This window comes from Pseudoalteromonas luteoviolacea (assembly GCF_021654285.1).
Lineage (GTDB): Bacteria > Pseudomonadota > Gammaproteobacteria > Enterobacterales > Alteromonadaceae > Pseudoalteromonas > Pseudoalteromonas luteoviolacea_J.
The window spans coordinates 41,295-54,418 of sequence record NZ_JAKFZS010000034.1 but is presented as its reverse complement, the minus strand read 5'-3'; the positions used below and the strand labels follow the sequence as shown (position 1 = coordinate 54,418).

General features: G+C 40.8%; 9 protein-coding genes. 1 reads left to right on the top strand and 8 read right to left on the bottom strand.

The features are described from left to right. Positions 1 to 51 precede the first annotated feature (51 nt). Positions 52 to 384, bottom strand: coding sequence for a hypothetical protein (locus L1077_RS23415; RefSeq protein WP_237139247.1), 333 nt, complete (start codon positions 382 to 384; stop codon positions 52 to 54). A gap of 525 nt (positions 385 to 909) precedes the next feature. Here L1077_RS23415 and L1077_RS23410 point away from each other — a divergent pair. Next, positions 910 to 2,610: an AMP-binding protein gene (locus tag L1077_RS23410; protein ID WP_237139246.1), complete on the top strand. Its 1,701-nt coding sequence runs from the start codon at positions 910 to 912 to the stop codon at positions 2,608 to 2,610. A 119-nt stretch (positions 2,611 to 2,729) separates the two neighbouring features. Here L1077_RS23410 and L1077_RS23405 read toward each other — a convergent pair whose 3' ends face one another. The 7 genes from L1077_RS23405 to L1077_RS23375 all read right to left on the bottom strand — a co-directional run bounded on the left by L1077_RS23405 (position 2,730) and on the right by L1077_RS23375 (position 12,952). Beyond that, positions 2,730 to 2,951 carry a hypothetical protein gene (locus tag L1077_RS23405; RefSeq protein ID WP_237139245.1) on the bottom strand — a complete coding sequence of 74 codons (222 nt, stop codon included), beginning with the start codon at positions 2,949 to 2,951 and terminating at the stop codon, positions 2,730 to 2,732. Positions 2,952 to 3,315: 364 nt separating this feature from the next. Then, positions 3,316 to 6,126 carry a bifunctional aconitate hydratase 2/2-methylisocitrate dehydratase gene (locus tag L1077_RS23400; RefSeq protein WP_237139244.1) on the bottom strand — a complete coding sequence of 937 codons (2,811 nt, stop codon included), beginning with the start codon at positions 6,124 to 6,126 and terminating at the stop codon, positions 3,316 to 3,318. A gap of 568 nt (positions 6,127 to 6,694) precedes the next feature. Next, positions 6,695 to 9,373 carry a DUF349 domain-containing protein gene (locus L1077_RS23395; RefSeq protein ID WP_237139243.1) on the bottom strand — a complete coding sequence of 893 codons (2,679 nt, stop codon included), beginning with the start codon at positions 9,371 to 9,373 and terminating at the stop codon, positions 6,695 to 6,697. Beyond that, positions 9,363 to 9,644: a YeaC family protein gene (locus L1077_RS23390; RefSeq protein ID WP_063362201.1), complete on the bottom strand. Its 282-nt coding sequence runs from the start codon at positions 9,642 to 9,644 to the stop codon at positions 9,363 to 9,365. The genes L1077_RS23395 and L1077_RS23390 overlap by 11 nt, the downstream gene beginning before the upstream one ends. A 2-nt stretch (positions 9,645 to 9,646) precedes the next feature. Continuing rightward, the gene (locus L1077_RS23385) at positions 9,647 to 9,973 is read right to left on the bottom strand and encodes a hypothetical protein (protein ID WP_237139242.1); all 327 of its coding nucleotides are present in this window, start codon (positions 9,971 to 9,973) and stop codon (positions 9,647 to 9,649) included. Positions 9,974 to 10,045: 72 nt separating this feature from the next. Further along, on the bottom strand, positions 10,046 to 11,758 hold the full coding sequence (locus L1077_RS23380; protein ID WP_211037339.1) for an alanine/glycine:cation symporter family protein: 1,713 nt from the start codon (positions 11,756 to 11,758) through the stop codon (positions 10,046 to 10,048). Between the two features lie 66 nt (positions 11,759 to 11,824). Beyond that, positions 11,825 to 12,952 (bottom strand): M14 family metallopeptidase, encoded by a 1,128-nt coding sequence (locus tag L1077_RS23375; RefSeq protein ID WP_237139241.1) that lies wholly within the window; start codon positions 12,950 to 12,952, stop codon positions 11,825 to 11,827. Between the last annotated feature and the right edge of the window lie 172 nt (positions 12,953 to 13,124).

The window sequence follows — 13,124 nt, the reverse complement described above, 5'->3', positions numbered from 1 at the left end:
GCTAAATTTATAAATGTGCATGATTAAAACCATGCACATTTATATTAAAAATTATAAATACCCTGTCGTACGGCGGGCTGCAAACAACTTAAACACGCGATTATAAGGACCCATATAAATTGGTTCCAAGCATTTATAACTGTGCCCTCTTACTTTAAAGGTATGCACGTCAGGATCTTCATATTCTACGGTACTATCAACAGGCCTAATAACAGAGTGAGGGTATGGGTCATCGCCACCATTATGGTACCCGCCTGTCCAATAATACTCACAAATGGTAATAGGGCCATAATACCTTGATGATTCAACAGCTCCCTCATCGCTTGAATTAGCAGAAACAGCAAGAGGAGACAACGCAAAGATTAAAGATAATAGTTTTTTCATTATATTTCCTTATTATTAACTTAAAAAACAAAATAAAACTAATACAAAAAAAACTTAAAATCAACATGAAAATCAAATTAATATATTAATATTAAAACAAATGAAAATAACTAAACAAAAAACAAAAGACAAATAAAAATCCACATTAAAAACAGCAAGATACATAAAAGCAAAAAGCGCTTAAACTCTTTAAGTCCCAAAAAATTCATCAAATAAAAAACAATATAAATAAAAAAATAAATAAAACCAAAAATAAAACCAAAAATAAAACCCATTAATACAAAGCACTAAAGTAAAGTTCAAGCGCGTTTAGATTAACAAGCTTAAGATAATGCGACACCGCAGCTATAATATTAGCTAATTCGTTACTCCTTTAGTCTAATTTCGGCACTACTCACCTTGTCCAGCTTGCATATTGCCCACTTTTAATATTTCTTATAGCTATACCTTATAACAAGGTAGCGTGTTTGCAGTCACTTAGAGCAGGCAAAGAAAGCATCATGGATACAAGGATTTGAAACCGTTATGACAACAGATTACAAAAAGCAATACAGCCACCAACAAGGTCCATCTGATCTTCCCCTTATAAATTACACAATTGGTGATTATTTAGCGCATATAGCAAATATATTCCCCGATAACGACGCGATAATAGTAAAGCACCAAAATATTCGGCTCACTTATCGACAATATCTAACCCACATTGATCAACTTGCCGCTGCATTACTCAATTGCGGTATTCGCCCAGGTGATAGAGTCGGTATTTGGTCACCCAATTGTCTTGAATGGTCATTAGTGCAATTTGCCACCGCTCGTATTGGGGCAATAATGGTGTGTATAAACCCCGCTTATAGACCGTCAGAGCTTGAATTTGCACTTAATAATGTCGGTTGCAAAATGCTTATAATGGCAGGCTATAGTAAACACTGTGACTATATTGAAATGCTCACAAGCCTAGCGCCTGAGCTATCATCATGTCAGTTTGGACAGTTGCAAGCAGCTAAATTACCCACCCTACGTCATGTCGTGATCATAGGCGATAAGGAAAGTACGCTTAAGTTACCAAGCTTATGCTTATTTGACTTACTATTAGAGCGAGTAACACCACAAGATCTTGAGCATGTAAAAGCATACTCAACACACCTCGTTGCAGATGATCCCATCAACATTCAATTTACGTCAGGCACAACAGGCAACCCTAAAGGCGCAACCCTTAGCCATCACAATATCTTAAATAACGCTTACCTAGCTGCACAGGCAATGCAACTAACAGATAAAGACAAGCTTTGCATTCCAGTTCCCTTATATCACTGTTTTGGCATGGTATTAGGAAACCTTGCATGTATCAGTCAGGGCGCCTGTGCCGTTTTTCCCAGTAGCAGCTTTGACCCACATATCACTTTGAAAACAGTCGAAGAAGAGAGGTGCACGGCGCTTCATGGTGTACCGACCATGTTCATCGCCCAGTTAGAGCATGAGCAATTTGACCGCTTCGATTTATCATCTTTAAGGACTGGCATTATGGCAGGCTCTACTTGCCCTGAAAAAGTAATGCGCGAAGTGCAAAATAAAATGCACATGGAGCACGTGTTAATCGGATATGGTCAAACTGAATGTAGCCCACTCAATCACATCACAGACACCAATGCGCCCCTCATAAAACGTGTGACCACAGTTGGACAAGCTATGGCACATACAGAAGTTAAAATCATAGACGAGTTAGGAAATACCTTACCAATTGGCGCGACTGGAGAAGTATGTGCCCGAGGTTATTGCGTCATGCAAGGTTACTGGCAAGATGATCAAAAGACAAAAGACACCATTGATGAAGAAGGCTGGCTTCATTCTGGTGATTTAGGCGTTATGGACAATGATGGCTATGTCACTATTGTCGGGCGGATCAAAGAAATGATCATACGCGGGGGTGAAAATATTTACCCAAGAGAAATCGAAGAAGTCCTTTATCATCACCCCTGTGTTCAAGATGCTGCAGTATTTGGGGTACATGATGAAAAGTATGGTGAAGAAGTTTGTGTTTGGCTGCAATCAAAGCCAGAACACGAAATAGATAAGGACAATATTAGAGCGTACCTCAAAGATAAGCTCGCTTATTTTAAGGTACCAAAGCATATCCGGGTAGTGGAAGAATACCCTATGACTGTCACAGGTAAGCTGCAAAAGTTTAAAATGCGCCAGTCCATGGAGCAAGAACTGATAGAATCGTGATAAGTTGAGCAATCGCTCTCTAATGCCCAACTATTTTATAAAGGTTGGGCTCAATTCTTACGCTTTATTTTTAATATATTTTATTTGAGCAAGTCGCAGTAATCCGACAATTGATAAAACTAGGCTTCTTGCTCTGCTCTACTAAACCAATCAATCACCTGGTTTAGGTATGCCTCACCATATTTTGCTGCAAATTCCTTTGTATGGGTATCGCTTGCGTCTTTTAACGCAGCAATACGCGTTCGTGCATATTCTGGGGTGAGAGTGATATTGCAACGCACAGTGATCGCATGGCGCCACTGCTCATAACTTTGGAAATAAAAACTGCTGTGATCATTCATAATACCCGAGCTCCCTATTATTAGCGCTTTGTGAAGAGCACAGTACAGTACTCTACTTATGTTACTATATAACGATTCTGCAGAGTTAAAGTTTAGACTTGTACAGCAAAAATACCTACCAAATTCGCCTTTTAATTGAAGTATCTACTTTTATCACTAACTCAAATCCGCAGCAAACACACCGTTGAGCTCAATGCTGCAATAATTTAAAACAAAGTATATGGGCTGATAATTAATCCGTGACAAGAAGCTATGGGAGTCAATAAAAAATGCAGAAAATTTGAAACTTAGGATAGCGACTCAAAGAGCAGCCATAAAAAAAGCGCGTTTTAAAACGCGCTTTTTCGTAGTCAGTCTGTAACGATTAAACGACTTTAACAGGCACTGCTTGCTCAGAACCGAACTTAGTTGTTAGTTCTTCTTCAAGCGGAGTAAATGCTGTTAGGTCGATACCTTCAACCGCAGATTTGTACTCGTCCATCGTTGGGAAGCGACCTAATACAGTTGAAAGTACTACTAATGGTGTTGAACCAAGTAGTGACTCACCTTTCTTCTCTGATGTATCAGCTACAACACGGCCTTGGAATAGACGTGTAGACGTTGCGATTACAGTGTCACCAGGTTCAGCTTTCTCTTGGTTACCCATACAAAGGTTACACCCTGGGCGCTCTAGGTAAAGGATGTTTTCATACTTAGTACGTGCTGCTGTTTTTGGCTTTTCATCGTCAAACTCAAAACCAGCGTACTTAGCTAGCACTTCCCAATCACCTTCTGCTTTAAGCTCATCAACGATGTTATATGTTGGCGGCGCAACAACTAGCGGTGCTTTAAACTCAATCGAACCATTTTGCTTCTCAAGGTTACGTAGCATCTGTGCAATGATCTGCATGTCGCCTTTATGAACCATACAAGAACCAACGAAACCTAGATCTACTGGCTTGTCGTTGTAGTATGAAACAGGGCGAATTACATCGTGCGTATAACGCTTAGATACGTCTTCATTGTTTACATCAGGGTCAGCAATCATTGGCTCAACGATTTCGTCTAGGTCAATAACTACTTCAGCATAGTATTTAGCATTGTCATCTGGTGCAAGCGCTGGTTGCTCGCCAGATTTAACACCTGCGATACGCTCATCAGCAAGGTCAATAAGGCCCTGTAGCGTCTTCGCTTCATTTTCCATACCCTTGTTGATCATGATCTGGATACGGCTCTTAGCAAGCTCAATTGACTTGATAAGCGTTTCATTGTTTGAAATACAGATTGACGCTTTCGCCTTCATTTCTGCAGACCAGTCAGTGAAAGTGAACGCTTGGTCAGCCATTAGTGTACCAATGTGAACTTCGATGATACGGCCTTGGAATACGTTTTCACCGCCAAATTGCTTAAGCATTTGTGCTTGCGTTGCGTGAACAACATCACGGAAGTCCATGTGCTCAGCCATACTGCCTTTGAACGTCACTTTTACAGACTCAGGGATTGGCATAGCCGACTCACCCGTAGCTAGTGCAAGTGCAACAGTACCAGAGTCAGCACCGAAGGCTACACCCTTAGACATACGTGTATGTGAGTCACCACCGATGATGATAGCGCGGTCATCAATTGTAATATCATTCAATACTTTGTGGATAACGTCAGTCATTGAATGGTAGATGCCCTTAGGATCACGAGCAGTGATAAGACCGAACTTGTTCATGAAAGCCATTAGCTTTGGAATATTCGCTTGCGCTTTTTTATCCCATACAGACGCGGTATGACAACCAGACTGGTATGCACCGTCAACAAGTGGAGAAATCGTTGAAGCAGCCATAGCTTCAAGCTCCTGTGATGTCATAGGACCTGTTGTATCCTGTGAACCTACGATGTTAACTTTAACACGAACGTTAGAACCAGCGTGTAGAGGTGCATCTGAAGCAACGCCTACCGCATTACGGTTAAAGATTTTCTCAACCGCTGTTAAACCTTGCCCTTCATGTGAGATTTCTTTCGAAGGTGCATAAACAGTCGGCGCATCAACACCTAGCGTTTCTGCCGCTAGTGTTTGAAGCTTTTTACCGAATACAACCGCGTAAGAACCACCAGCCTTCATGAACTCAACTTTTTGTGGTGTGAACGCAGATGAGATATCAGATAGCTCTTCTTCACCGTTGAAAAGCTTTTTAGCTTTAGTATCGATTGTAAGCACTGTACCAGTTGCTACTGAATACGCTTCTTCTAATACTGGTTCGCCATTTTCGTCAGTCACTGTGTTGCCATCAGCATCTACTTTCTTAACCCAGTTTTTAAGGTCAAGACCAATACCGCCGGTTACATCAACAGTAGTCAAGAAGATAGGTGCGATACCATTAGTACCCGCAACCACTGGCGCGATGTTTATAAATGGTACATATGGACTTGCTTGAGTACCTGCCCAAAGTGCGACGTTGTTCACACCAGACATACGTGAAGAACCAACACCCATTGTGCCTTTCTCTGCGATAAGCATTACTTTCGCGTTAGGGTGCTTTTCTTTAAGCGCAACGATTTCTTGTTGTGCTTCAGGTGTGATCATACATTGGCCGTGAAGTTCACGGTCTGCACGTGAGTGCGCTTGGTGACCTGGAGAAAGTAAGTCAGTAGAAATATCACCTTCACCCGCGATGAAAGTAACAACTTCGATTTTTTCAGCAACTTCAGGAAGCTTAGTGAAGAACTCCGCTTTCGCGTAGCTTTCTAAAATATCTTTAGCAACGGCATTACCTGCTTTGAAAGCCTCTTGTAGGCGAGCAGTATCCGCATCGTATAGGAATACTTGTGTTTTTAGTACATCAGCAGCTTGCTTTGCAACTGCTTCATCATTGCCAAGTGCAAGATCAAGAAGCACAGCGATTGAAGGACCACCTTTCATGTGTGAAAGTAGTTCAAAAGCAAACTCAGCTGAGATTTCAGCGACAGTTTCTTCACCTAGAATAATTTCTTTTAGGAATTGTGCTTTTACACCAGCTGCGCTAGTTGTGCCAGGAAGTGTGTTGTAGATGAAGAATTTAAGAGAATCTTCGCGATGCTCGTTCTCTGTGTCTTTAATTTGGGCGATAATTTCTGATAGCAGATCAGCGCTATCAATTGGTTTTGGGTTAAGTCCAAGTTCCGTTTTACGGGTTTGGATTTCTTCCAAGTACTCAGTATACAAACTCATATGAACCTCGTCAGGCAGTAATACGCATATATAAATCAGGGTTATTTTACCCTAAATTTAAAGCGCTAGTAATCATTTAACTAAAAAGCACTTTTTAGTATTAGTTTGCGCCGCAAAATACACTAAATTCACTAGGTTACGCTAATTTATAAAGTTAATGGGCGGTATAAACACCATTTATGTGATAATGATTATTATTTCCGAGATAAATATTTGTCACTTTCCTCGCTAAAAGTAGATGACAGAACGCCCAATTTCAATCCAATTAATGATAATAACTGCACAATTGAAAGCGTAAGTGTCATCTAAAAAAACCTTACACTTACTCTAGAAATATAAATAGATGAAATTAAAAGTATAAATTTAAAAGATAAAGTTGAACTTGCTGTTCAAAACAATACCAAAAATTAAAACGACTGCAATTGATTAAAAAGGCGAGAAACTTTTGATTGATAAAAATAAAACAAAGTAAAGCTTTGAGCAGTGCATGTAGAAAAAATGTAATTTTACACTCGATGTCGACAACACGAGATAGAAAAGAAAAAGGCCCTAAACAGGGCCTTCCATATTATGCGTTTAGCACACTTAAAATTCGGCTTGAATTGAACTCAATACCTTCAATCTTAGCTTGTGCAAAATAGCACACCAAGTAAAAATCAAGCTTGCGCGATTCACCTTGAAGCTTCTCGTCTAACAGCGCGACCTGCTCCGCCATTCGAGCCTGCTGCTCATCTGCTGGAGATTCTACATTAGTTAAAATTTCAAGCCTCAATAATAACTGCGCTGCACTGATATCCATGGTGTTTTTTCCTTGCCAGCAAGCAGGAATTTCCTGGTTATTTTCAACTGCTGTAACAAGCTCTGAAAACTTTTCACGGTTCAAAGTTGAGAATAGCTCGTTGAGTTTTACTTCAATCTGTTCAAGCAGTGACTTTTTGATTTTGTTCAAACCACCTAGCACTTCCAGATTACTGATCTGCTCTTGCAACTGAGTCAACTCTGATTGTGTTTTCGCGTCAATAACCAAACTATCGAAATTGGCTAGCTGCTGACGTTGCTCTACTTCCAATGCCGCATTTTCGCGCTTTTGTTGAGCAACTATTTCTTCGCGTTTAGCAAACACAGCATCATTGTGTTGTCTAAACGACTGCCACAATACATGTTCGTTTTTGCTACCCGCAAAGCCGATACCTTGCCACTGCTTTTGCAATGATTTCAGTACCTCACATGCCTCAGCCACATTATCGCTTTCAACCTGGACTAATGCTTCATCAACCAATTTTTGTTTTTGCTCAGCATTATTCTGATGATGCGCTTTTAAACGTCCATTCACTTTGCCATAAGCATCACGATACTGGTTATTTAAAGCCTGATAAGTTTGTGCATCTAAACTACCTGCGCCTCTCCACAGCTTGTTAATACGATTAAACTGACTTTCAAGCTTACGCCAACTGCCCTCTTCCTCGACAGAGAAGTGCTCAAGTTCTTGCATTTGCGTGATCAGCTTTTCACGATCAACGATCACCTGCTTGCGTGCTTCCTCCTGCTCTGCAAAGTATGCGCGACAAGGTGCAAATAGCAGCTCAATCTTTTCATCAAAGACTTTAGCTTGTTGTTTTTCTTCTTCGCTTTCAATACGACCAAGTTCATTCCAGCGAATACGAAGCATCTTAACATCAGACGCTCTTACCTTGGGATCAATGTCAGTTTCAGCAAGCTTCTCATCTAATTGCGCAAGCAATTCCGTACGCTTCGGTGCAGATGCATACTTTTGCCAATCTTTAAATTCTGCCAGCTGTGCTTGCAGGCCTTCGTACTGTTTGCTTACTTGTTCTTTGTGTGACTCAGTTAGCAACTCATAACTTTCAGACAAGCCATTAAAAACACCAAAAGCGATGTTGAAACGACCTTGCTCTATTAGCCTCTGCACATCACGCGCTTTCTTACGAGCTTCTTTCAGTAATTTTTGTTGCTGCTCAACTAAAGGCTTCATCGCATCCAAAAATGCTTTTGACACTTCAGCAAGATCGCTTTTCGCATTTTGCTTTAACTCGCCTGGTAAAGACTTTAATACATTATTACATGCCTGATATGCAGATTTTTGCGTCGCCAATAATTCATCTAATTGTGCCAAATCATCACTCGCTTCGATCTGTTTCAGCTTCTCTAGTGTAACTTGGAACTCTTTCGTCGCTGCGATCATCTCAGGCAGTGTGTTAAGTAAGGTCTCTAGCTTAACCAAACGCTGTAATAAATCTTTGACCTCTACTTGGTATTCAGACTCATTGAGCATGCTTTGTAGTTGTTCAAACTGACTCTGAAGCGCAGCCTGTGATTCAACATCTAGCTTACTGACTGCATCATTTAAAACAGATTCAAAAGCATCTACTTTTGTCGCGTAGTCAGACAGAGCTTGCTGCTTTTCTTGTTGCGCTTTTTCAGCGGCCAAATCAGCATCAAACTGCGCTTTAAGCTTTTCAATATGAGCCGTCAGCTTTTCGGTCAAGACTTGATACTTGCTCGACTGTACATTAAGCGTTTCTTCATCAAGCCACTTTAATTCAAGACTCTGCCACTGCTGACTCAATTCATTAAATTGAGTATTGACCACTTGGTAGTCAAGCTTTTCTCTCAGTGCATTAAATTTCGCAAGTATCAGTTTAACCTGCTCAGCAACTTGTTTTGGCATCACTTTTGCCAATCGAGCTTGCTCCAGATGCGCATCTAACTGGTTTTTTGCGTCACCTTGCGCGCTTTTCAGCACGGCTTTGGTTAAGTCGTATTGGTACACAAGTTCCAGAAGTGCAACTTGCAGTGCTTCTTCACCTTCTTTGAAAGCTTTTTCAATTAGACGTGCGTTAGCGATGCGTTTTAGTAACTTGACTCTCTGAGTCTGCGCAATGTCTGAAAAAGCCAGCTTTTCTAAGGTCTTTTGTGGTGCATATCTATCGATATATTCTTCGCGAATATCATTACTTAACATCTGGGAACCAGATAATACAGCGTGGCTAATATGCTGCTCAGCAATATCTTTAAGTTCTTGATCCTGCTTGTAGACTTTCCACCACAGACCTAAATCATCAATCTTGTTAAGGACTTTTTTTCTTATTTGAATTGAATCGTCCTCTAGGGCTAGCGTTGTTAGTGCTTCGACATCCTTGGTTGTATCTAATTTATCCACCGCCGCTAAGCGCACTTGCGCCTTAGGGTGCTTCCATTTAGGTGTAAATAAGTGTTTAAAGATCATTTTCAGTGAACCTAGCTATTTCGTTTTCTGCTTTAAATTCTTGTTGCAATTCGCGTTTCGATTTTTGAACCATCTCACCGTCTTCATTTATCGTAAACTGCTCGTTAGATTTAGCGATTTTTGCCTGATATAACATGACGAGTTGAACGGTTTGCTCTTTTTGTGCTTCAGTTAATTCAGTGCCATCAGGCCAACGACCTGTAGAGGCACCATACTGCAAGCGTTCGAATACTTCTGGGGTAATGCTACTTACCAAATTATCTACATTCATCGTCACTTTTTCTTTTTCAAAATAACCAACATCACGCGATTAATCAGGTACCAGACCATGCCGATACCAATAGCGGACTTTGCAGCATACATTTCAATGCTACCTTCAACTGGGTGGTGCCAATAAAGGTATAAAAAACCACCCAAAAATAAAATCAAAGCCAGAAACGAGTAATTCATAATACTCTGCTGTTTCTTTATACGGTTTTTGACCGCAATTCGACGTAATTCATCATCACTTATTTTTCCAATTTCAACATCGCAATGTGGACAAACCGTGTGCTTTGATGAAATTGATTTACTACAACTCGGGCATTGGGCTATTGCCATACTTACGTTACTCCGAATAAAAAATAAGGCGCCATATGGCGCCCTATTCTACTTGTTTTGAGCTACTTTGTCCTATTGGATATCGCGAGATTTTTCTATTTTATCGTCATCTAGCGCTTGACCTTTTCCATTTTCGAACTTTTCCCAATAGTCATCGACGGTTTCTTTCATTTCTTTTCTCAAAACCATAATGCCGAACAGGTTGGGTAAAGTCATCACAACAATACCTACTGCAGCCAGCTTCCAAACTAACTCCGTATCTGCAAAGGATGCCCAAAAGAAACCAGCAACGTAAAAGACACGATACGGCATAACAGAACGCGGGCCCAATAAATAAGTCATTGCTCGGTCGCCATAGTATGACCATGCGATCGCAGTAGAAAAAGCAAATAATAATAACCCAATAGAAACGATATACTGACCACTATCGCCGAAATAGCCTCGTGTAAACGCCTTAGTTGTCAACTCAGCGGAGTGTACCAGTGATTTACCTTGAACAGATATGCTCGGATCGGCTGGAATACCACCTTCAATCTCAACGGTGCCCGTATACTGATGTTTATCCGTGATACCAAAGCGAATATCTTCACCGATAGAACGCGAGTGGATCACTGTGAAGTCTTTATTGACTGCAATACCTTGTACCACTTGAATAGAACCACTGTATTCTTCCACTTGATGGTCTGAATAACCATTCAAGTACTTGTATAACTCAGTTCGATCTGCTTCGTTCGCCTCATCATAATTCCCTTTAATAAAGGTCATTGAAGAGCGCTCAAATTCAGTTTCAAACTTTTCAGTCCAAACACCCGAAGATAAAATAACTAAGCCGGTTAAAGTACAAATGATAATGGTATCGATGAAAGGCTCTAAAATAGACACCATACCTTCAGATACAGGCTCATCTGCTTTTGCTGATGCGTGCGCTATTGGCGCAGAACCTTGACCTGCCTCGTTAGAGAATAAGCCACGGTTTACACCACGGTTAAATGCGTATGCAAACGATGCGCCTAAGAAGCCACCTGCCGCCGCTGAACCAGAAAATGCATTAGTAAAAACAGACGCGAATGATGGACCAATATTTTCAATGTTGTAGAAAATAACAGCAAAAGCACCTAGGATATAAACGACTGCCATAATAGGCACAACTTTAGAGGTGATCGCTGCAATGCGCTTAATACCGCCTAAAATAACCAACGCCAGTAAAATAGATAGCACAGCACCTGTTGCCATTCTTTCAAAACCAAAAGTGGCTTCCATACCAACGGCGATATTATTAATTTGAGGTAAGCTACCAGTACCGAACGAGCTGATAACAGTGGCTATCGCAAATAAGATCGCCAACCACTTCATATTCAAACGTCTATCCATGTAATACATTGGACCACCAGCCATGGTGCCATCTTCTGTTTTTACACGGTATTTATGTGACAATGTGACTTCCACAAATTTGGTTGTCATACCAAAAAATGCAGTCATCCACATCCAAAATAGTGCTGCAGGTCCACCGATTGAAATGGCAAGTGCGACACCGCCGATATTGCCTGTCCCGACCGTGCCGGACAATGCTGTTGATAGTGCTTGGAAGTGGGTCGTATCACCTTCATGAGACTGTTTATCATACTTACCAGAGACTACTCGGCATGCATGTTTAAAATAGCGAATTTGTGGGAACTTTAAATATATTGTGAAAAAGAATCCCACCCCCAGCAATACATAAGGAAACCACCACGAGCCCCCCAGCATGGCATCTAAGCTATCAAGAAAACTTCCTAATACGTCCACGACTTATCCTCTTTTAATTGTTGTTATATAAAAAAAGGCAACCTCATAGGCTGCCTTAGTTTTTGATTATCTCAGATTATCAACAACTTTCACTATTGCTGATAACGTGTCTTGTCCAAACTGATGAGAGCGTCTGTCTGACCAGCCATAGTATGGATCTGGTAGGTCTGCATTATCTTTAAATGGCATCTCAATTGTGTAAGACAGTGCTTTAAACTCTTCACCCACTGCACAAGAAGCGACTGTTAAGTTTGCTTGACCCGGTTCATCTTTTGGATAGCCATACACATCTTGGAAATCAGGTGTAATAGCAAGCAATGCATCTTTAAACTGTGTTTCCAAGCTTTCTAGGCGTGTATCATAGCTTGGGATCCCTTCGCTACCAGCCACAAAGTTATATGGCAAGGCCTCATCACCATGAATATCTAGATACAAATCAAGGCCTACCGCGCGCATTTTCTCAAGTACATAATAGACTTCTGGAGAATTTTCGATGCTAGGTGTCTTCCACTCACGGTTTAAGTTAACACCGTTTGCATTCGTTCTTAAATGACCACGGACACTGCCATCTGGATTCATGTTTGGCACGATATAAAATACTGCTTTTGACAACAGCGCTGCTGCATGTGGATCTTCATCATCTAACAGCTTCTGCAGTAAGCCCTCAACAAACCATTCAGCCATGGTTTCACCAGGGTGCTGTCTTGCCGTGATCCATATCTTTTTCTTGGTTTCACTTGGCTCGCCCACTACCAATAAACTGATATCTCTGCCATCAATGGTTTCGCCAAGTGTTTCAATTTGACATGCATCATGACTTTGAGCCCAGTACAATAAGTCCAAGTGACGCTCATAACTGTATGGCGCAAAGTATGCAAAGAAGGTATGACTATACTCAGGTTCAAAATCAATAACTAACTGACCGTCTTGATAAGTTGTTGGCACTCTAAACCAAGTTTGTCTGTCGTATGATGCAACCGCTTGGTAATCATCCCACCCTTCAGGGTATGCAGATGCTTTTAAATTATTTATGTGTAATTTATGTTCTACAAAAGGAGTCGACTCTAGACGAAAGTGAAACCACTGAAAAAAGTCTGAGTTGTTGTCTTTGTTGATTTCAAGTTGAATATCGTGAGGCTGCTGTGCCGAAATTACCTTGATATTACCACTGTCAAAATTACTAGAAATTCTCATATATACCCTAAAATTTATGGCAAGATTCTTGCCGTAATATTGCGTTTTTTTCGCTAACTAATGAATTGTTATTCATGTTAGCCAGATGTAGCTAAAAACATTGATGAGCCTACCACACATCACACAGATCAAAAACTAAAAAAGCCAGCAAATGCTGGCTTTTTTCATCGTC